General features: G+C 65.8%; 18 protein-coding genes, 1 tRNA gene and 3 pseudogenes. 7 read left to right on the top strand and 15 right to left on the bottom strand.

Annotated elements, in window-relative coordinates; translation table 11 throughout:
* Nucleotides 1–499: 499 nt before the first annotated feature.
* Together Q9235_RS13730 and Q9235_RS13725 are read left to right on the top strand one after the other, a co-directional pair.
* The gene (locus Q9235_RS13730) at nucleotides 500–850 is read left to right on the top strand and encodes a hypothetical protein (RefSeq protein ID WP_306222336.1); all 351 of its coding nucleotides are present in this window, start codon (nucleotides 500–502) and stop codon (nucleotides 848–850) included.
* A 108-nt stretch (nucleotides 851–958) separates the two neighbouring features.
* Nucleotides 959–2,551 carry a site-specific integrase gene (locus Q9235_RS13725; protein ID WP_306222335.1) on the top strand — a complete coding sequence of 531 codons (1,593 nt, stop codon included), beginning with the start codon at nucleotides 959–961 and terminating at the stop codon, nucleotides 2,549–2,551.
* A 344-nt stretch (nucleotides 2,552–2,895) separates the two neighbouring features.
* Here Q9235_RS13725 and Q9235_RS13720 read toward each other — a convergent pair whose 3' ends face one another.
* From Q9235_RS13720 to Q9235_RS13705, 4 genes and pseudogenes are all read right to left on the bottom strand, one after another.
* On the bottom strand, nucleotides 2,896–4,569 hold the full coding sequence (locus Q9235_RS13720) for a recombinase family protein (protein WP_306222334.1): 1,674 nt from the start codon (nucleotides 4,567–4,569) through the stop codon (nucleotides 2,896–2,898).
* A gap of 29 nt (nucleotides 4,570–4,598) precedes the next feature.
* Nucleotides 4,599–5,240 (bottom strand): annotated as a pseudogene (locus tag Q9235_RS13715) (magnesium chelatase domain-containing protein); the annotation flags it as partial.
* Nucleotides 5,241–5,355: 115 nt separating this feature from the next.
* Nucleotides 5,356–6,012: a peptide-methionine (S)-S-oxide reductase MsrA gene (gene msrA, locus Q9235_RS13710; protein WP_306228260.1), complete on the bottom strand. Its 657-nt coding sequence runs from the start codon at nucleotides 6,010–6,012 to the stop codon at nucleotides 5,356–5,358.
* Nucleotides 6,013–6,095: 83 nt separating this feature from the next.
* A complete protein-coding gene (locus tag Q9235_RS13705) occupies nucleotides 6,096–6,419 on the bottom strand; it encodes a hypothetical protein (RefSeq protein WP_306222333.1) in 324 nt (107 codons plus the stop codon).
* A 165-nt stretch (nucleotides 6,420–6,584) separates the two neighbouring features.
* Between Q9235_RS13705 and Q9235_RS13700 the strand changes: the two genes are divergently transcribed.
* Nucleotides 6,585–6,674: transfer RNA gene (locus Q9235_RS13700), tRNA-Ser, on the top strand.
* Nucleotides 6,675–6,920: 246 nt separating this feature from the next.
* On the opposite strand, the pseudogene Q9235_RS13695 reads toward Q9235_RS13700, so the two are convergent.
* A pseudogene (locus tag Q9235_RS13695) lies at nucleotides 6,921–7,194 on the bottom strand (transposase); the annotation flags it as partial.
* A 204-nt stretch (nucleotides 7,195–7,398) separates the two neighbouring features.
* On the opposite strand from Q9235_RS13695, the gene Q9235_RS13690 reads away from it, so the two are divergent.
* The 3 genes from Q9235_RS13690 to Q9235_RS13680 all read left to right on the top strand — a co-directional run bounded on the left by Q9235_RS13690 (nucleotide 7,399) and on the right by Q9235_RS13680 (nucleotide 9,552).
* The gene (locus Q9235_RS13690; protein ID WP_306222332.1) at nucleotides 7,399–7,785 is read left to right on the top strand and encodes a c-type cytochrome; all 387 of its coding nucleotides are present in this window, start codon (nucleotides 7,399–7,401) and stop codon (nucleotides 7,783–7,785) included.
* A 17-nt stretch (nucleotides 7,786–7,802) separates the two neighbouring features.
* Complete coding sequence (locus tag Q9235_RS13685) at nucleotides 7,803–9,080, top strand: NAD(P)/FAD-dependent oxidoreductase (protein WP_306222331.1); 1,278 nt, start codon at nucleotides 7,803–7,805, stop codon at nucleotides 9,078–9,080.
* Between the two features lie 79 nt (nucleotides 9,081–9,159).
* Nucleotides 9,160–9,552 carry a c-type cytochrome gene (locus tag Q9235_RS13680; protein WP_306228259.1) on the top strand — a complete coding sequence of 131 codons (393 nt, stop codon included), beginning with the start codon at nucleotides 9,160–9,162 and terminating at the stop codon, nucleotides 9,550–9,552.
* 108 nt (nucleotides 9,553–9,660) lie between these two features.
* On the opposite strand, the gene soxA is transcribed toward Q9235_RS13680, so the two are convergent.
* From soxA to Q9235_RS13645, 7 genes and pseudogenes are all read right to left on the bottom strand, one after another.
* The gene (gene soxA, locus Q9235_RS13675; RefSeq protein ID WP_306222330.1) at nucleotides 9,661–10,350 is read right to left on the bottom strand and encodes a sulfur oxidation c-type cytochrome SoxA; all 690 of its coding nucleotides are present in this window, start codon (nucleotides 10,348–10,350) and stop codon (nucleotides 9,661–9,663) included.
* A 75-nt stretch (nucleotides 10,351–10,425) separates the two neighbouring features.
* Entirely contained in the window at nucleotides 10,426–10,746 is a 321-nt protein-coding gene (locus Q9235_RS13670) for a thiosulfate oxidation carrier complex protein SoxZ (protein ID WP_306222329.1), read from the bottom strand.
* Nucleotides 10,747–10,749: 3 nt separating this feature from the next.
* Nucleotides 10,750–11,184: a thiosulfate oxidation carrier protein SoxY gene (locus Q9235_RS13665; RefSeq protein ID WP_306222328.1), complete on the bottom strand. Its 435-nt coding sequence runs from the start codon at nucleotides 11,182–11,184 to the stop codon at nucleotides 10,750–10,752.
* A gap of 19 nt (nucleotides 11,185–11,203) precedes the next feature.
* Entirely contained in the window at nucleotides 11,204–11,599 is a 396-nt protein-coding gene (gene soxX, locus Q9235_RS13660; protein ID WP_306222327.1) for a sulfur oxidation c-type cytochrome SoxX, read from the bottom strand.
* A 46-nt stretch (nucleotides 11,600–11,645) separates the two neighbouring features.
* A complete protein-coding gene (locus tag Q9235_RS13655; RefSeq protein WP_306222326.1) occupies nucleotides 11,646–13,829 on the bottom strand; it encodes a xanthine dehydrogenase family protein molybdopterin-binding subunit in 2,184 nt (727 codons plus the stop codon).
* A gap of 14 nt (nucleotides 13,830–13,843) precedes the next feature.
* A complete protein-coding gene (locus tag Q9235_RS13650; RefSeq protein WP_306222325.1) occupies nucleotides 13,844–14,311 on the bottom strand; it encodes a (2Fe-2S)-binding protein in 468 nt (155 codons plus the stop codon).
* 421 nt (nucleotides 14,312–14,732) lie between these two features.
* Nucleotides 14,733–15,080 (bottom strand): annotated as a pseudogene (locus Q9235_RS13645) (ATP-binding protein); the annotation flags it as partial.
* Nucleotides 15,081–15,147: 67 nt separating this feature from the next.
* On the opposite strand from Q9235_RS13645, the gene Q9235_RS13640 reads away from it, so the two are divergent.
* On the top strand, nucleotides 15,148–15,321 hold the full coding sequence (locus Q9235_RS13640; RefSeq protein ID WP_306222324.1) for a hypothetical protein: 174 nt from the start codon (nucleotides 15,148–15,150) through the stop codon (nucleotides 15,319–15,321).
* Nucleotides 15,322–15,667: 346 nt separating this feature from the next.
* Here the strand turns inward: Q9235_RS13640 and Q9235_RS13635 are convergent, their stop codons facing one another.
* Genes Q9235_RS13635 through Q9235_RS13625 form a run of 3 tightly spaced genes read right to left on the bottom strand, consistent with a single transcriptional unit; the run spans nucleotide 15,668 to nucleotide 18,580 of the window.
* A complete protein-coding gene (locus tag Q9235_RS13635; protein ID WP_306222323.1) occupies nucleotides 15,668–17,374 on the bottom strand; it encodes a GMC family oxidoreductase in 1,707 nt (568 codons plus the stop codon).
* Nucleotides 17,371–17,817 (bottom strand): GlcG/HbpS family heme-binding protein, encoded by a 447-nt coding sequence (locus tag Q9235_RS13630; RefSeq protein ID WP_306222322.1) that lies wholly within the window; start codon nucleotides 17,815–17,817, stop codon nucleotides 17,371–17,373. The genes Q9235_RS13635 and Q9235_RS13630 overlap by 4 nt, the downstream gene beginning before the upstream one ends.
* Before the next feature lies 1 nt (nucleotide 17,818).
* On the bottom strand, nucleotides 17,819–18,580 hold the full coding sequence (locus Q9235_RS13625; protein ID WP_306222321.1) for an SDR family NAD(P)-dependent oxidoreductase: 762 nt from the start codon (nucleotides 18,578–18,580) through the stop codon (nucleotides 17,819–17,821).
* Nucleotides 18,581–18,583: the final 3 nt, after the last annotated feature.

Here is an 18,583-nt window from a genome sequence, read left to right as displayed (position 1 = left end):
AACCGCGTTGCCTAAGATTGCTGGCAGGACCGTGCCAAATCGCCCGGAACCCCCTTGTGCCGCGGCGAAATCCGTGGATCCTCGCGAGCATGAACCGCACCGCCACCATATCGTCTGCCGCCGAGCGGCTGGACGGCCTCCTCGGATAAACGGCCGGTTCGTGGCCGTGCGATCCGCCGGCCATCCTGACCTCCTCGTAGTGGACGAAGCTTCCGCCCCCGGCGCCATGAGTGCGCCTACGATCGAGGTCCGCCTTCCCATGGTCAAACGCTGCATATCCCAGACCGTGCGCTGAAGCCTCCCGCGTCCCATCGCGGTCGGGCTTGAGCCCACGCGTCGACGCCACCGCCCGCCATCCCGTTGCGGGCGACGAACCATCCCCAACCACACCCCCCGCAGGCCATCGGCCTCGCCGGCGGAGCCATGTCGGCTTCGTCGAACCCCGGCGCCCGCGGCGCGGCCTCGGCCGCGTCCGGGGCCAACCGAGAAGGAGAATACGATGTCAGCCCCTGCCCGCGTGCAGGCGCGTCCGGACCCCTCTGCCTGGGACATGGACGAACTCATGTCGCTGCCCGAAGCCGCCGCCCTGTTCTGGCCGGCGGGCCCCTTGAGCACCCACTCGCTCAGGGTCGCGGTTCGGGACGGCGCGCTGCCGGTGACGATTGTCGCCGGGAAGATCCTCACCACGCGCCGGTCGGTGCTGTCCCTGAGCGTCTGCCGCCCGATCCCGGGCAAGGCGACGCCCAGGGAGGCTACGGCCGAGCCGGCGAGGCCGCCGAGCGCATTCGACGCGCTCGTCGCGCAGGTTCGCGAAGGCGGATCTCGAACGACCCGCCCCGGACGTCGCTGACGCCCGGGGCCAAGGCCCGGCGCGAGCCGGGCCGACCTCGCCGGCGAGCGCCTTTCGGCGCCGCCACCTCGACGCCGGGCGCTGCCCATCTCGATAAGGATCGTTCCCATGATGCATCAGGATCGGCAACACCATCGCAAGACCCGTATCGCCGCCGCCTCGCGGGCGGAGGCCGCGCGCGCGAGCGTCGCAGCCGCCGCGTGCCAGCCGGTCAAGCTCGGTCGCCCGAGGACCGCGCCCTACTACCGCTTGCGCAAGGAACGCGGCAAGCACGGGACCTGGTACTTCCATCATCAGGACGGGAAGTGGCGGAGCTTGGGCATTCGAGGCGACGAACCGGAAGCCGTCGTAAAGGCCGCGGCCGAGATGGCCCGCGAGGCCGACGTCCGGCAGGCGGAGGCGGAACGCGACCCGTTGAAGATCCCCCTGGAGGAGATCTTCCTGGAGTATGCTGTCACCTCCGAGCCCGGGGATCGTGGCCGCCCCCATCGTCACAGCGACTACAAGACGATACTCCGCGACCTCCAGCTCATCCGCGCCCATTTCGGCCCGAACGCTACCATCGGTGACATCTCCGGCAAGTCCTGCAAGGACTACATGGAGAAGCGCCGGCAGCAGATCGGTCGGCATGGCAAGCCGGTCTCCAGGGTCACGGCTGCGCAGGAGATCCGCAAGATGGCCGCCGCCGTGAACCGCTACTGCACGGACAACGGCATCCAGGCTCGCGCGATCACCGGTCGGCTGCCACGGTCCGAAGCGCGGCAGGATTGCCTGACCGAGGAGGAGTTCACTCGCCTCCTGGTCGCGGCCCGCCGGGGGTGGATCTGGGACCCGCAAGGGGACGGACACCGCATCCGCGACTATCTGGACGCCTCGGGCCGCAAGCGGCGCGGATGGGTCTGGGTGGAGGGCGAGGGCGGCTGGCTCCGCGAGTCGTTCGTCGATCCGGCCACGGGCGAGACGCGCTTGCGCAACGTGGTCGATGCCAGCTTCTCGTACTTCGGGGAGACGGCGGCCGCGCGGGGCCTGAACCTCCAGCGGGCGATCGCGATCGGCTACTACACCGGCAGCCGGAACGGGGTGATCCGCAACCTCGGTTGGGTGCCCGACGACGAGCTCGGCTGGTTCGACGTCGAGCGCCGCCGCCTGCACCGGTCGGGCCGGCGTTCGATGCCCGTCGAGACACCGGGAGGCAAGCCGCTGAAGACGAACAAGGAAGGTCCGTCCGTCCTTCTTCCCGATCCGCTGCTGTCGCTCGCTCGCGTCTGGCGAAATGCCGATCGTCGGCGCCGTGCCCCGCACGTCGTCAAGGCCTTTTCCGAGGAGCGATCTGAGATCGGCTCCGTGAAGCTGGCGAGCAACGGCGCGCTGCAACGGCAGTTCGCCAGGGCCGCCAAGCGGATCGGCCGGAAGGGCATCACGATCCACACGCTGCGCCACACGACCGTGACGCAGCTGGCTCTCCGGGGCTGCTCGATCGACGACGCGGCGCTGTTCGTCGGTGTCTCCGTGTCGACGATCCGTCGCCACTACTGCCACCTGGGCGTCCACGGCACGGCGGTCGGGGCGGACTTCATGTCGCGGCGCGACAGCAAGGCCGGTCGGGAGCGGCCGACGCCATCGCCGGCGGAGGCCTTCGACCGTCAGCGCAAGTCGATGGCGGGCACGGACGAGGCGCCGCCCCGAGACCGGGCGGCATGATGGATCGGCTCCGAAGGGCCGGGGAGTTCGCTCCCCGGCCCTTTTTTCTTGCCTGCCGCTCGGTTCGGGGACAGCGTAGGGATGGTTCCGGCGAATCGATCCGCCGTATCGCGGGACCATTTCGTTACCGCACGCGACGCACCCCTCGAAAACCCCGATGGCGTCGGGGTTTTCGAGGGGTGCGTCCGAATGCACGATTCGGGTACACCCTTTAAAATACCTGGATCGCTGCGTTTTCGCACGTTTTCGTGGGTGGATTGCGGTTTCGTGCCGGCCGATAACGTCCCGTTTAGTCGACTTTTGTGACCATTGCGGATACCGCGCACCGCTTCGCCGCGGTGATATCAGCTCCGCTTCCAGCGCTCGGGAATGGTGCTCTCCGCGGCCTGCCTTTCCGCCACCGCCTCCGCATACAACTGCATCTCCACGATGTGGTCCGGGTGATCGTTGAATACCTCGATCGAGCGGGACGGCGCCGCCTTGCCGCCAAGGACCTTCGGCGTGCGCCGCGTCATCGTGATCGAATGGACGCCCAGCTTCACTACCTCGACGATCCCTCGGACCTCGGCGGCCAGGCGAGTTCTGAGCTCGCGGCTCTCCTCGCCGACCTCCTCCAGAGCGGCCATGATGCCTGCGAAAGCCTCCTGGCGCTGAGCCCAGGTCGGCTCGGAGGCGGTTCTGCGGTCATGACGCCGTAGCTCGGCGATCTGCTTGCGAAGCTCCTTGATGCGCTCTCCACATTGTCGGTAGCGCACCTTCGCTTCCTCGTCCTCCTCCTCGACCAAATCCAAAAGCGCCTTGCGAGCTTTCGTCTCTCGGGCGATCCGGGCTTCGAGATCCTGCTCTGTCGGACCCTCCGCGATCGGTTCCGGCTCTGCCACCTTCGCGAGCTCGCCGCTGCCGATCGCCTTCAGTACGATTTCCTCGACGTCTTCCAGATCCCAGTTTCGGTCGTTGAGACATTCGAGCCCGCGCCGCCTATCCGAGCAGGAGAGATATCGTCCGCCCTTTGGGCCGGGGCCCTTGTTCACGTGCAACATCCGCGCCCCGCAGACCTTGCACCGTACCAGCCCACGCAGGATGGGCACGCGTGTATCGCCGTGACGGCCGCCGCTATCGTTACGGCGTTCCCTGGCGGTGTTCGCGCGCTGCCAAGTCAGCTCGTCCACCGCAGCCGGATAGTAATCGGGGATCGCATCGCCAACGGGCCGGCGCTTGCCGTCCGAACCGAAGGACCAAGCCTGCATCTCGCCGATCGTCGCGCGGTTCGAGATGACCTTCGAAACATAAGATGGCTGCCACTTCTTCGCTCGGAAGGCCGGGACCTTCTCCTGGTTGAGATCGCGGCAGATCGCGTACTTCCCCTGTCCGGCGATGCTCCTCGCGAAAATCCTTTGGATGATCTCCACCCGCTCTGGAATCGGGACGATGCGCTTGCCGTCCTTATCCTTCACGACCTTGAGCCATGCCGGGACGCGGCTCGTAACCACCGCTTTCGTCGCCGCAGCCTGCGCCCGCTTGTTCGTCCAGGCCTCGGATAGCCGCTTCGCCTTCGTTCGGCTTTCCTCATGCGCGCGGGTCATGATGACCAGAGAGATGAAGAGCGGACTGGTGTCCTCCTTGAGCCGCTTGGAGGAATATTCCTGCCCGTCCATCAGCGTCACGACGACGACGCCACTCTTGATCAGCTCAAGGAACCTCGGAAGGACGTCGATCACCGCCTCACGGCTCAGGCGGTCGAGGCTCTCGACGAGCAAGAACGACCCCTTTGCCACTCGACCGCTCTCGACCAGCGCGAGGAAGCCGGCCAACGCCCCTTCGGTTCTGTTCTGGCCACGATATGCGCTGACGCCGAGGTCGCGGAGGCTGTCGTCGAGCACGACGCCCCGCTTCTCCGCCCAGTCTCGGGCGTTCTTGAGCTGGCGGCGAAGGCTGTCGCCTCGAAGTTGCTCGGGGCGAGAAAACCGGATGTAGGAATAGGCGATCGGCTGCATGCCCACATAATCGGACGCCGACATGGGCCTCGTCAACAAATCGGTCACAACCTAAGGAGATTGTGGCCGCCGGCTGCCGCGATCTCGAGCACGCGCCGGGCGCTTTCCTGGCCCTTGACGTCGGCAAGGTCCGGCAGCGGACCGGCCTGGCGCGCTACCGCCGGCTCGGGCCTCGCCATGACCTGCGTGCCCTTGAAATGGTTCGCGAGCTGGATCAGCGAGCGCGGCGCCAGGATATCGATATCGGCTGCCGCCCAGGCGGCTTCCGGCCCCGACGCCGCCGGGCAGATCAGCCCCTGCCCTTTCGCATAGGCAGCGATCGCAGCCGGCAGGACACCGGCCACCGGCGCGATCGAACCATCGAGCGCAAGTTCGCCGAGGACGGCATAGCCGGAGAGGGCGTCCGCAGGGATAGCCCCGATCGCAGCCATGACGGCGAGCGCGATCGGCAGATCGTAATGGCTGCCTTCCTTGGGCAGATCGGCCGGGGCGAGATTGACGGTGACACGCTTGGCAGGCAGCGCGAGCCCTGAAGCAAGGAGCGCGGCGCGGACGCGCTCGCGGCTTTCGGCGACGGCCTTGTCGGGCAACCCGACCAAGACGAAGGCGACGCCGCCCGGCGCGATCTGGACCTGCACGTCGACGGCGCGCGCCTCGATGCCCTCGAACGCCACCGTCGCGACTCGCGCCACCATGTCGGCCCCGCTCCCCTACCCCATGGGAAAGCTAGCGAAGCTTTGGCAGCAACGCAAGAACATATCAGGAACCAGTTAGGCAAAAAGAAGGGGAGGCGCTGCCTCCCCTGTTGCGTCAGGCCTCGACGCCGAGGCCGATCTGACAGGCGACGCCGGTGCCGCCCAACCCGCAATAACCAGCCGGGTTCTTGGCCAGGTACTGCTGATGGTAATCCTCGGCGAAATAGAGCGTCGGCGCCTCGCGGATCTCGGTCGTGATCGGGCCGTAGCCGCCGGCCGCCAGCGCCTTGCCATACTCTTCGCGCGAATGCTCGGCGGCGGCCTGCTGCTCGGCGTCATAGGTATAGATCGCCGAGCGGTATTGCGTGCCGATATCGCCGCCCTGCCGCATGCCCTGGGTCGGGTCGTGGTTCTCCCAGAAGATCTTCAGCAGATCCTCATAGGCGATCCTGGCGGGATCGAAGACGACCAGAACGATTTCGGTATGCCCGGTCAGGCCGCTGCAGACCTCCTCGTAGGTCGGATTCGGCGTCGAGCCGCCGGCATAGCCCACGGCGGTCACCCAGATGCCTTCGCCGCTCTGCCAGAACTTGCGCTCGGCACCCCAGAAGCAACCGAGGCCGAAAACGGCCTTGCGGGTTCCCTCGGGATAGGGGCCGGCCAGGGCGCGACCATTGACGAAATGGGACTCGGCCGTCGGGATCGCCGCGGCACGGCCGGGCAGTGCCTCGGCGGCGGACGGAATCTCGGTCTTCTTGCGCAGGGAGAACATCATTGGCTCCGTTTCGTTCGAGCTCGACGCCTATGTAAGCGTCCAGGCCCGGTTCGGACAGGGGCGGAAACGCGGGCGTGCCATCACCGACGCGTGACGATGCCGATAATCTCGTCGGGTCGCCGCCCCAGCCAGAGCAACGCGAAGCCGAGCAGGAGCGCAGCGGCGGCGGCCGGGGCACGCATCAGGCTCAGCAACAGCGGGTCCCAAAGCCAGGGATGGAGATTACGCTCGATCGCCGGCTGGATAAGCTGATAGCGCTCATGGATGACGGCGCTCAGCACCTCGCCGACCGGCGTGAAGCGCAACCCGGCATTGGCGATCGATCGGGCGCCGTCGATCACGAGTGCGACGAAGCCGGCCGCGACGAAGAGGTAACCGATCAACCGGAGAAGAAACCGCACCATCCAGCTCCCGCCGCCATCCACCGGTCTGCGCAACCGTCCCGGCGTCCAGATGTGGCCTTGCCGGCCGCAGATCGCAACCGATCGCACGCGATTTACCGGGATTGTGCAAAACACTGCATCTCGGCCCTTGAAAGATGGTGGGCCGGCAGTCATAAGCAGCGCGCCGGACAGGTGGCCGAGTGGTTGAAGGCGCACGCCTGGAAAGTGTGTATACGGGAAACCGTATCGCGGGTTCGAATCCCGCCCTGTCCGCCACTCTACCCTCGCTAAGCAGATGATTTGATTAGAAATCGAACCTGTCTGACGGCCGGCACCCCAACAATCACCCCAACGTTCGCTCCTGCACGGCAACGTCTTGGATGGTGATGCTCCCGTCCTTCGCTAGCAATGCACCTCCGATTCGCGCCGATGTCGTTGAAAAAGCCGGCCTGCGAGCGAGGCGATCAGGGGGCGGCGATTTGCCGGCGAGCGTCTTCTCCCGTCACGCGGCCCTGATCTGTGGCCCGTTCGGCAGAACCAGCGATAGGCCAGATTCAGATACACGTCATCGCACAGGCGCCGTTCGGAGCGGATGCCGAAACAATAGCCGATGAGCAGTATCCGGATCGATCGAGGGCCGGCCGATCTCGCTGTAGAAGGGGCGCAGATGCGCGCGGATCTCCGAAAGATCGACGAAACGATCGATGGCGCGCACCCAATGATCGGCCGGGACGTGGCGCTCCAGGCTGAACTCGCAGAACAGAGCCTCTTGCGCCACCTGTCGTTCGCCCATCATCGCGCCGCCTCCACGAGGGCAACTGAATCAGGACTTCAAACCCGCAGCAATGGCGTCTTTTTCAATGGTACCCGCCAATTGCGGATATTCGGCACCGTTCGGAAAGCAGACATTTCGTGTTGACGCGATCGTGAGGCGGCCTTGATCGGAATTTGTCCAATGACGGTCTAGCTCCCGCGGGGCGCTTCTGAGACTCTGCGACCGATGTCGAAGCAGACCGCCCCCGACTGCTACGGTGCGCATGCCGCAGGCAGGTATGGCCTGCCGAACGCGTGCCGTAGCTTGCGCATCCTTGCGCTGGCAGGCGTGACGCTGGTGCTCGGATGGGGGCCGGCTGAAGCGGCCGGGAACGAGGTGCTCGGGCGCTATCTTTCGGCTGAATGCACAGCCTGCCATCAGCTTTCGGGAAAGAGCGTCGGCGGCATTCCCGCCATTATCGGCTGGCCGGAAGACCAATTCGCTGCCGTGCTGGCCTCATATGGCCGCAAGGAGCGCGGCGGCCAGGTTATGCAGGCCATCGCCGCGAAACTCAGCCCTGACGATATGACCGCGCTCGCCGCCTATTTCGGCGCGCTTTCGCCGAAGCCATGAACGTGCGGAGGCTGCGGATGAGACCGACACGCCGTGATCTGGTTGCTGGCTCCGGGGCCGTTCTAGCCGCAGCGACATTGGGTATCACTGCCGTTCTCGGCCAAGCGAAAGCCCGCGTGGTCGTGGTCGGCGGCGGGCCGGGCGGTGCGACGGCCGCCAAATACATTGCCCGCGACAGCGGCGGCGCCATCGCTGTAACCCTCGTCGAAGAGCGCGAGGTTTATCAAAGCTGCTTTCACTCCAACCTCTATGTCGGCGGCTTGAAGAGCTATGAGCAGCTTCTGCATCGCTATGACGCGCTGACGGCGACCTATGGCATTACGCTCGCACGCCAGCGCGCCGTCCAGATTGACCGCGACACGAAGGCGGTCTTGCTCGCCGACGGCACGCGGCTGCCTTACGATCGCCTCGTACTCTCGCCGGGCATCGACCTGAAATACGATTCCGTCCCGGGCTGGTCTCAGGCTGCCGAGGAGGTCATGCCGCATGGCTGGAAGCCGGGCCGGCAAACGCAACTGATCCGCGAGAAGCTCGATGCGGTGCCCGATGGCGGAACGATCGTGATGATCGCCCCGCCGAATCCCTATCGGTGCCCGCCCGGCCCCTATGAGCGCGCATCGATGTTCGCCCACGTGCTCAAGACGACCGGTCGAACCAAGGCGCGAATCGTGATCCTCGACCCGAAGGACAGCTTCTCCAAGCAGGGTGTCTTCATGCCCGATTGGGAGAAGCGCTATGGGTCGATGATCGAGTGGCTTGGCCCGCGTGTGCATGACGGCATCAAGTCGGTCGACCCGGCGAAAGGCACCGTAGTCACCGGCTTCGAGACCTATGAGAACTGCGCTTTCGTCAACGTCATACCCGCCCAGATGGCAGGCGCGATCGCACGCGAGGCGGGTCTGGCACCTGCCGGCGGCTATTGCTCGATCGATCCGGCGACGATGAAATCGACTGTCGACCCAGCGATTTTCGTACTCGGCGACGCCTGCATAGCCGGCGACATGCCCAAATCCGCCTTCTCGGCCAACAACCAGGCCAAGGTGGCGGCGATGATCGTCTGCTCGGAGCTAGTCGGCGGCCCGGCCTTTCCGGCGCGCTATTTCAATACCTGCTGGAGCCTCGTCGCCCCGGACGACGCCATCAAGGTCGGCGGTCGCTACGAGCCCAAGGACGGGCGCATCGCCGCGGTGGAGACCTTCATCTCCCAGCCTGGCGAAGGCGACGAGGTCCGCCGCCAGACGCAGGCCGAGAACGTCGCCTGGTACGAGGCGATCAGCGCCGACATCTTCACCTGAGAACCTGCCATCGCCGCATGCCGCGCAAGCCCGGCCGGTCCAAATCCTCGAATTATTGGAATTGGAGACGAGAGAGATGATGAAGACCATCGCTGCAACCACCGCGCTGCTGGCTGCGACATGGCTCGGCGCGACATCGGTCAGCGCCCAGGATGCCGCCGCGGGTGAGAAATCCTTCGCCAAATGCCGGGCCTGCCATCAGGTCGGTGAGGCTGCAAAGAATGTGATCGGCCCGGCGTTGAACGGGGTTTTCGGGCGCCAGTCCGGCACCGTCGAGGGCTATAGTTATTCGCCAGCCAACAAGAACGCCGGCATCACCTGGGACGATGCCAGCTTCGCCGAGTACATCAAGGACCCGAAGGCGAAGATGCCCGGCACGAAGATGGTCTTCGCCGGCATCAAGAACGACAAGGAAATCGCTGACCTGACCGCCTATCTCAAGCAGTTCGGCTCGGACGGCAAGAAGCTCTAGAACATAGGGCTGAATACGATATTCAGCCCTATGTTCTAAGATTTTGATTTTGCATCGGCTTTCTCCGAAAACCGCAACCCACTTCTCGGGCCGATGCTCTAGGCAAGCTTACCGCCGCATGGCGGGTGTCTCGACCGGCAGCCCGCTGGCCCTGCCGGCGAGATAGAGTTCGAGCGCGAGATATTCGGGCGAGCCGTAGTCGAACTGCGTCGCCCGGACACCCAGGGAGCAGGCCCGCAGCCGGCGGTGCAGCGAGCCGACGTTGTTCCACTCCAGGCGATAGGCCGGATAGCCCGTGCCGGCACCATGGCTGATCGTGTCGCCGCGCAGCTTCTGCCCGACCAACCCGTCATGGCACTGCTTGCAGGAGAGATTGAGCTGCCCCTGCCGGCGCTCGTAGAAGGCCTGGCCGGCCTCGTAGAAAGGACGTGCAGGCCCGTCGGTCCGCACGCTCATCGGCTGCCCCCGCGAGAGCGAGGCGACATAGGCGGTGAGCGACAGCAGTTCTGCGCTCTCATAGCCGAAAGCGGGCTGCTGCTGGCGCTCGACCCGGCATTGCTCGATCCGCCCTTCCAGGTTGAGCAGCTTGCCGCTTGACCCGTCGACCTGGGGGTAGCTTGTTGCGGCGCCGCGCAGGCTCGCCGCAGGATCTGCATGGCAGCCCAGGCAGGCTTGCCCGGTCGCTGGCTTTTCAGCGAAAAGCTCTTTGCCCTGATCGACCCAGAACCAGGCTGGATTGCGGTTTGGATCGTCCTGCTGGCGCCGCAGGTCCGGTGACAGGAACGTGCTGCCGGACACGATCTCATCGGCGCTTGCCGAGGCCAGAACGCTCAGCAGACCGAGAAGGAGGACCGGAAGACGCAAGGCGCTCGCTCAGACCACCGTGAGGCGCGCGGTTCGCGTATAGATCGCGCCCCCATCCTCGCGCCATTCGAAAACGATGTCGCCGGTCTCGACCGCGCGCGTCCTGAAGGAGACGAACGGATTGGCGGCGACCCCGGTATGCATGTCGAAGCGGAAGATCTCCGCCCCAGCATAGGTCGCGGTCATGCGGTTCAGGATTTTGCGCGGCACGGTGCCGCCCTTGCCGTCGGACTGGCCGCCGCGATCCATCGGATGGCGCATCAGCACCTTGATCTCGACGGCCTCGCCAGCCTTGGCCTGTGGCGGCACGGTAATGCGGGCATTGAACATGGCTCAGCCTCCATCGATGCAGGCGCTCAGCGTCACCACCACCGGCGCCTTGGCGATGGCGTAGCGTCCATCGCTATGGGCGACGACGGCGGCCACCGTCTGCGACTGGGCGAGGCGCAAGGTCGTCGCGACCTCTGCCAGGCCCGAGCGCGGCGACAAATGGATGCGGGCCATGTCGGGGAACGGGTTCCTGTCGGCGATAAGGTGAATCCAGCGCACATGTGCGGCCTCCGTCATCGGGCTGTCGACCGCGATGCGGATATCGACAGAGTTGCCGTTCTCGACCAGTGCGGGAATCTCGAGCCTCACGCCTGTTTCGAGCGGCGCTGCCCCGTCCGTGACGCGCCGCACGAGTTCCTCCAGCGCCTCGCTCTCCGCTGCACCAGCTGGCGCAGGAAGCGCGGCCAGCGTCAGCCCGGCCGCAGCCAGGGCAACCATGTCCCGGCGGCTGAGCACCTCACTCGGTCTTGAGCGAGGTGAGATAGGAAACGACATCCTCGATCTCCTGTGCCGAGAGCGCGGGCTGGTCCCGATAGGCCGGCGCTACGTCTCGCATGTTGTCGATGCGGAAATAGGGCGGCATCACCGTCTCACTATTCAGCCGCGACATGTCGACCAGCCGCAAGCGTATCTGCCCGGCGGCCAGCCTCGCTCCCACGCCCCTTAGCGGCGGCCCGATCGAACCTTGGAAGGGTTCGGCCGGATCGTCGCCATTATGGCAGATCAGACAGTTGCCGCGCTCGCGATCCCTCACGAGCGCTGCGCCACGCGCCGCGTCCCCGACCCTCCCGCCCAGCGGGGCGGGGATCGTGTCTTCGACGATGCGAAAGGGCTCCAGAGCGCTGGCCTGCATTGCGAGTAGGGCGAAGACGAGCGTCCCCGCCCTTCGCGCAAAACGCTCACGCCTTCTTGAGGTCGGCATTCTTCAGCGGCAGCGAGCGTACGCGCTTGCCCGTCGCCGCGAAAATCGCGTTCAGCACAGCGGGCGCGGCAACCGCGATGGTCGGCTCTCCGACACCGCCCCAGAAGCCGCCGGACGGCACGATCACCGTCTCGACCTTCGGCATCGCCTCGAGGCGCATCACCTCGTACGTGTCGAAATTCTCCTGCTCCACGCGCCCGCCCTTGATCGTGATCTCGCCATAGAGCGCGGCCGAGAGGCCATAGACGAAGGAGCCTTCGACCTGCCGCTCGATCTGCGCCGGGTTGACGGCGTGGCCGGGATCCGTCGCTGCGACGATCCGGTGGATCGTGAGTTTTCCGTCATCGGCGACGGAGACTTCGGCCACTGCCGCGACATAGGAGCCGAAGCCCATGGTCTGACAGATGCCGCGGAACACCCCTGCCGGCAACGGCTTGCCCCAGCCGGCGCGCTCCGCCGCCGCATTGAGCACGGCGAGGTGCTTGGGGTGGTTCTTCATCAGCGAGCGGCGGAGTTCGAGCGGGTCCTTGCCCGTCTCATGCGCGATCTCGTCGATGAAGCTCTCCAGATAGACAGTGTTCTGGTTGAGATTGACCCCGCGCCAGAAACCCGGCGGCACATGCGGGTTGCGCATGGCATGGTCGATCAGCAGGTTCGGAAAGGAATAGCCGATCGAGGCTTCGGGGCCCGGAGCGTTCAGGCCCTGGAAGACGGCCGGATCGCGCCCGTTCTGGATATTCTGCGGGAAGATGCCCGCGACGATCGACTGGCCGGAAATGCGCATATGCACCCCGGTGACATTACCGTCCTTGTCGAGCGCCGCCTTCATCTTGCACTGGGTGATCGGGTGGAAGCGCCCGTGCAGCATATCCTCCTCGCGCGACCAGATCAGCTTCACCGGCGTCCCGGGAATCTGCTTGGCGATCTCGACGACCTGCCGGACCCAGTCATGCACCGCACCGCGCCGGCCGAACCCGCCGCCGAGGTCGATCTTGTAAGCCTCGCATTTGGCCAGCGGCAGACCGGAAGCCTCGGCTGTTGCGGCCAGCGCCGCCTCGCCATTCTGCGTCGGCGTCCAGACTTCGCATTTTTCCGGTGTGTAGAGAGCCGTCGCGTTCATCACCTCCATGCAGGCGTGGTTCTGGAACGGATAGCTATAGGTCGCCTCATAGATACGCGCGGCGCCCGCCAGCGCTGCCTTGGCGTCGCCGTTCTGATTGCCGACCACGGCCTCGGGCGCATCCAGCCCTTCCTTCAGCCACGCGGCGATGCTTTCGCTGGACACCTGGGCATGTGGCCCCTCGTCCCATTCGATCGGCAGGGCGTCGAGAGCGGTCTTGGCCTGCCACCAGGTCTCGGCCACCACCGTCACGGCGCTGTCGCCGACCGGCAGGACGTGCTTGACGCCCGGCATGCCCTTGACCTTGGCGGCATCGAAGCTCTTCACCTTGCCGCCGAAGACAGGACAATCCTTGATTGCGGCATTGAGCATCCCCGGCAGCTTGAAATCCATGCCGTAGATCTTCTTGCCATTGGTCTTGTCGGCGGTGTCGAGGCGCGGCAGCGCCTTGCCGGCGATCGTCCAGTCCTTCGGATCCTTGAGCGGGACGTCCTTCGGCGCGTCCAGCTTCGCAGCAGCGGCAGAGACCTCGCCATAGCGGACGGAGCGACCGGATGCCTTATGCGTGATAATGCTCTTCTCGGCGCTGCACTCGGCCGCCGGCACCTTCCATTCGTTCGCAGCCGCCTGGATCAGCATCATGCGCGCCGCAGCACCGCCCTTGCGGACGTAATCATGCGACTCGCGGATGCCGCGGCTGCCGCCGGTCGAGAAATTGCCCCAGACCCGGTTGCGAGCGACGTTCTGGCCCGGTGTCGGATATTCGGTGGCGACCTTCGCCCAGTCACAGTTCAATTCCTCGGCAACGAGCTGGGCGAGGCCGGTCAAGGTACCCTGCCCCATTTCCGAGCGCGCGATGCGGATCACCACCTTGTCGTCCGGATGGACGACGACCCAGGCGTTGATTTCCGGAACACCGCCCTGCTGCGCCAGGGCCGGTATCGAGAAGCCGAAGCTGAAGACGCCGGCGGCAGCAGCTGAACCGGCAAGGACATGGCGGCGTGAGGGACGGAAGTCGCGCGATTGCGTCGAAACAGTCATGATCGCCTCCTCCCTCAACCGCGGGTCAACTGGCCGCCGGCGGCGACATCGAGAATGGCCGCCTTGACGCGCACATAGGTGCCGCAGCGGCAGATATTGGTCATCTCGCTGGCGATATCGGCCTCGGTCGGCTTCGGATTGGCCTGCAGCAGCGCCGCCGCGGTCATGATCATGCCGCTCTGGCAGAAGCCGCATTGTGGCACGTCGTGCTTGATCCAGGCCTGCTGGATCGGATGCGTGCCGTCCGGGGACAGTCCCTCGATCGTGACGATCTTCTGCTCTTCCGTCACAGCGCTGACAGGCAATGCGCAGGAGCGCGTGGCGACGCCGTCGATATGCACCGTGCAGGCGCCACACTGTGCGACACCGCAACCATATTTCGTGCCTGTAAGACCGATCTGTTCGCGAATGACCCAGAGCAGAGGCGTGTCGCCGTCAACCGCGACGTCCAGCGCCCGGCCGTTCACATTCAGCTTCGTCACCGTAAACCCTCCCGGTTCGGTTCAATCAGGACGGCGAGAGAGCCAACGCGCCTCGCCGGAAGCTCCGGCTTGCCCGCATGGCGCGCCGGACCATTTTGAATTGGAACGGATTGAAACTCAGACGCGGCACGCCGCCAATGGGCTTGATCGGCCGATCACGTTTCGTCAGCAGCCGCAAAGATCGAACATATCCCATCGAAATCCGCCGATTCAGGCGAACTTCATGAATCTTGGCACGCAAAGCCGCTTGGGAAAGCGTCGGTCTGCCAATGAGCGATTCACGGATATGTGACCGCTTATGCTATGGCAAAGCCAGCGGCGCGAAGGGAGCGCCGGACGCTGGTCTGGATGCGATGCGTCATTAGCTGAACTTGAAGGCTCGCCTATAACCGGACATTGCGAATGATCGAATGCGCAGCCGCTACGGTTCCCAATCGACCATCGCGAGTGTGTTTCCGCCTAGCTTCTGGAAGGCGCGCTGCCTGCAGGAAAAGACGATGATCTGCTGGTCCCTCGACTGGCGATGCAGCGCGTCGAACATTTTCTCGATGCGATCGTCATCGGAATAGACGAGCGCATCGTCGAAGATGACCGGCGCCGGCCGGCCGTCGCGGGCGAGCAGCCGGGCGAAGGCGAGCCGGGTGAGCACCGAAAGCTGCTCGCGCATGCCGCCACTCAGGCGCTCGACGTCCTCCTCTTGACCGTTGCGGGAGATCCTCTGCGGCAACAGGGTGCGCTCGTCGAACGTGACCGAGACATCGTCGAACAACCCCGGCCGGATCTCACATGCCGGGGATGCCGATGTTCGAGCCACGCTCTACGCGGCCGGGAACGCCATGCTCATGCACTCGATCACCTGGTCGAGTTTGAAGGCCTGGGGCGTCAAACTCATGAAGACGAAGGGTCGCCCGCGCGCCATCGTCGCGGTCGCGCGCAAGATCGCTGCCGTGCTGAACCGCATGCGGGCCGGTGGTACCGAGTTCCGCCTGGGATCGGAGGCTGCGGCATGACCTGACCACAGCTCAACAATCCCGGGCCGGGATCGTGCCACGCGACGACGGGATGAATGAAGCCGAAATGTCTGCTGCTCTTCAAAGCGCGACCAATAGCAAGGCTCTCCAGACCTACTCCGATGCATGCGTACAGCGGCTTCGCTCGATAGAAGCCATCAGACTGCGAAGAGAAGCTGACCCGCGTGAACGAGATACCGGCCCAGACCTGCAATCCGGACTTGACCCATCTGCCCGATTAGAGAAGCAGGCATTCAAACATCGGACCCAAGCGGACGCCGATTATCCGATGCAATGTTCGCGGTAACGGATGCCGAGAGGACGGCTCCAGGACGCGAGCCCGTCTTCAGCAATTGATGCGCGCACGAATGCTATCCGCAATTTTCTCTGCCAGCATGATCGTGGGGATGTTGAGGTTCGCGCGGGGGATCGTCGGCATGATCGAGGCATCGACCACGCGCAAACCCTCCACTCCGTACACCGAGGCGTCGCTTGGGTCGGTCACCGCCTCCCGATCCTGCGGCGCGCCCATGCGGCAGGTGCCGCTGGGATGCCACTGCCCGAAGGCCTTTTCGACGAGATAGCCTTCAAGCGCCTCACTGTCGCCAACGAGCGCCTCCAGCGAGCGGCCGCCGCCGATCATCCTGTGGGCGAACGACTCTCGCAGGAAGGGCAGAGCATCGAGCAACAGGCCGGCTCCCGCTGTCATCGCGTAGTTGCGGGCATTGCGGTGGCCGAGCCGCTTGGCCCAGCCGCCATAGCTCGACGGCACGGGCGCGGTGAGCTGCCCGGCCAGCGGCTCCATCCCGGCGAGGCGCGCCATCAACTGTACCGCACCGGCGAGGCGGGCGCGGTCCGAGGCCTCTGCGAGGAAATCAAAATTCGCGACGGGGACGATCGCTTGGCCGCTTCGCTCCAGCATGACGCGTCCGCGCGAGGCCGGCTTGTTGATCCAGGCGATGAAGGTCCCGATGCGCTCGCCCAAGGGGTGCCAGGCGGACTTGGCGGCGGCCATCATGAACATGTCGGATGCTTGCGATCCCACGCCTGACGAATAGCGCAGCCCGAGATGGATATGGCGGCGCGTCGTGTTCTTCAGCCGCGCCGCCGGGTTCAGCATGGCGGAGACGGAAATGCCCGGATGCTCCTGCAGATTGCGCCCGACACCGGGCAGGTGGTGGCGCGGCTCGATACCAAGCGCACGCAGTTCGGCCGCATCGCCGATGCCCTCGCGCAACAGCAACGCCGGTGATTGCAGGGCGCCGGCGCTGAGGATCACCTGCCGCACGGCGATCTCCTGCACTTCCGGACCTCGCCGCACGCGCAGCCCGGAGACCTTGTTCGCGTCCCAGAGCAGGCCCTGGACGTCGGCCTCGGTAATGATCGTCAGGTTGGGGCGGCGGCGCACCTCGGCCGTGAGGTAGCCGCGGGCCGAAGAGACGCGGTGCTGGCCGTCATTCGAGAGCGTCATCGGAAACACGCCGTCGCCGAACTCGCCGTTCTGATCGCTCAGGCGAGGATAGCCCAGCGCTACGATCGCTTCTTCCGTCGCGGTCGAGAAGCCCGGCCAAAGCGCCCGCGGAATCCGGTGGATCGGGATCGGGCCGTCCTGCCCGTGCAAAGGTCCCGCACAGTCGAGATCGCGTTCGAGCTTGCGGAAATAGGGCAGGACATCGTTCCAGCCCCAGCCCGCTGCGCCCGACGCTTCCCATTCGTCGTAGTCCTCGGGCGTGCCGCGATTGGCGACCTGCCCGTTGATGCTCGACCCGCCGCCCATGATCCGGGCCTGCTCATAGAGGCGGGGCGCGGGGCGGGGTTCCGGCGCGTTGTGGCTCAGCGGGCGGGTGCGCGCCATCAGCGCCGGCCAGTGATTGCGCGGATCGAAGGCGGCGAGGCCCGGATACATGTCCAGGATCGCCGCCGGCTCCTTGCCCGGCTCCACGTCCCGCCCAGCTTCCACCAGCAGTACCTTCGTCCCCGGATCCTCCGAGAGCCGGCTCGCCAGCACGCACCCGGCGCTGCCGGCGCCGACGATGGCGAAGTCGAAGCTCATTCGGCAGCAGTTCCGGCAACATGCTCCAGAAACGCGGCGAGGCCGGCCTCGGCGACCTCGGCGTCCTGCACCGTCGAGCCGGAGCTGACGCCAATCGCGCCGACCACTTCACCACTCTCGGGCAGGGCGAGCGGCAATCCGCCGGCGAGGATCGTCACCCGGCCGTGATGCTGGGTGTTGACGCCGAAACCCGGCGAGCCCGGCTGCGCGGCCTCCCACATGGCTGCAGTCGGGCGACGGGCGCCCGCTGCCGTGAACGCCTTGTTGATCGCGATCTCGATCGCCATGAACTTGGCGCCGTCCATGCGCCGGAAGGCGACGAGATGGCCGGCACCATCCACCACCGCGATGTTCTGCGGCACGCCCATGGCTTCGGCCTTCGCGGCGGCCGCCTCGATCAGGATATGCGCCTCGGCCGCGCCGATATGTCGGGTCAGGTGCATCTCAGCCGATCCAGAAGCCGCCATTGACGTCGAGGGTCGCCCCGGTGAGGTAGGACGCATCGTCCGAGACCAGGAAGGCGACAGCGCGGCCGATCTCGGCGGGGTCGGCGAGCCGGCCCATCGGGATCGCCTGCGTGACCTTCTCACGCATCTCCTGTTTCATATGTGTGCGGATGAGGTCGGTATCGACGACGCCCGGCGCGATCGCATTCACGGTGACACCTGTCTTCGCCATCTGGCGGGCGAGCGTGCGCGCGAAGCCGAGCATCCCCGCCTTTGTCGTCGCGTAGTGGATGCCGCCATTCATCGCGCCCTGATGGGCGACGATCGACGACATGCAGACGATGCGGCCGTGCCCTCGCTCGATCATCCCCGGCAGCACGGCCTTCGAGAACAGGAAGGCGCTCTTCAGATTCACCGCCATGAAGCGGTCCCACTCCTCCTCCTCGAGCTCAAGGATCGGGACGGCGCGGTCCTGCCCGGCATTGTTGACGAGGATGTCGATCCGCCCGAAGGCGGCGATGCCCGCCTCGACGACGTGGCGGACATCGGCAGCGGAAGATGCATCGCCCGGCGCAGCAAGCACGCGATCACCCAGCGCTGCCGCGCGCTGCCGGGCGAGCGTCTCGTCGATGTCGTTCACGACGACAGCGGCACCGCGCGCGGCCAGCGCATCGGCGATGGCGCCGCCAATCCCGCGCCCGGCGCCGGTGACGAGGGCGACGCGCCCGGCGAGCAGGCTCGCGATAGAAGATTCCGGCATGCG

The organism is Bosea beijingensis, assembly GCF_030758975.1.
In the GTDB taxonomy this organism is placed as follows: domain Bacteria; phylum Pseudomonadota; class Alphaproteobacteria; order Rhizobiales; family Beijerinckiaceae; genus Allobosea; species Allobosea beijingensis.
The sequence above is the reverse complement of the archived record's forward strand: the minus strand, read 5'-3'. Positions and strand labels throughout refer to the sequence as shown.

Bases quoted from the DNA above. Each gene is read 5' to 3' on its own strand.
- Q9235_RS13730 (WP_306222336.1), top strand. From the start codon at position 500: ATGTCAGCCCCTGCCCGCGTGCAGGCGCGTCCGGACCCCTCTGCCTGG.
- Q9235_RS13725 (WP_306222335.1), top strand. From the start codon at position 959: ATGATGCATCAGGATCGGCAACACCATCGCAAGACCCGTATCGCCGCC.
- Q9235_RS13720 (WP_306222334.1), bottom strand. From the start codon at position 4,569: ATGTCGGCGTCCGATTATGTGGGCATGCAGCCGATCGCCTATTCCTAC.
- msrA (WP_306228260.1), bottom strand. From the start codon at position 6,012: ATGTTCTCCCTGCGCAAGAAGACCGAGATTCCGTCCGCCGCCGAGGCA.
- Q9235_RS13705 (WP_306222333.1), bottom strand. From the start codon at position 6,419: ATGGTGCGGTTTCTTCTCCGGTTGATCGGTTACCTCTTCGTCGCGGCC.
- Q9235_RS13690 (WP_306222332.1), top strand. From the start codon at position 7,399: ATGTCGAAGCAGACCGCCCCCGACTGCTACGGTGCGCATGCCGCAGGC.
- Q9235_RS13685 (WP_306222331.1), top strand. From the start codon at position 7,803: ATGAGACCGACACGCCGTGATCTGGTTGCTGGCTCCGGGGCCGTTCTA.
- Q9235_RS13680 (WP_306228259.1), top strand. From the start codon at position 9,160: ATGAAGACCATCGCTGCAACCACCGCGCTGCTGGCTGCGACATGGCTC.
- Q9235_RS13670 (WP_306222329.1), bottom strand. From the start codon at position 10,746: ATGTTCAATGCCCGCATTACCGTGCCGCCACAGGCCAAGGCTGGCGAG.
- Q9235_RS13665 (WP_306222328.1), bottom strand. From the start codon at position 11,184: ATGGTTGCCCTGGCTGCGGCCGGGCTGACGCTGGCCGCGCTTCCTGCG.
- soxX (WP_306222327.1), bottom strand. From the start codon at position 11,599: ATGCAGGCCAGCGCTCTGGAGCCCTTTCGCATCGTCGAAGACACGATC.
- Q9235_RS13655 (WP_306222326.1), bottom strand. From the start codon at position 13,829: ATGACTGTTTCGACGCAATCGCGCGACTTCCGTCCCTCACGCCGCCAT.
- Q9235_RS13640 (WP_306222324.1), top strand. From the start codon at position 15,148: ATGCTCATGCACTCGATCACCTGGTCGAGTTTGAAGGCCTGGGGCGTC.
- Q9235_RS13635 (WP_306222323.1), bottom strand. From the start codon at position 17,374: ATGAGCTTCGACTTCGCCATCGTCGGCGCCGGCAGCGCCGGGTGCGTG.
- Q9235_RS13630 (WP_306222322.1), bottom strand. From the start codon at position 17,817: ATGCACCTGACCCGACATATCGGCGCGGCCGAGGCGCATATCCTGATC.
- Q9235_RS13625 (WP_306222321.1), bottom strand. From the start codon at position 18,580: ATGCCGGAATCTTCTATCGCGAGCCTGCTCGCCGGGCGCGTCGCCCTC.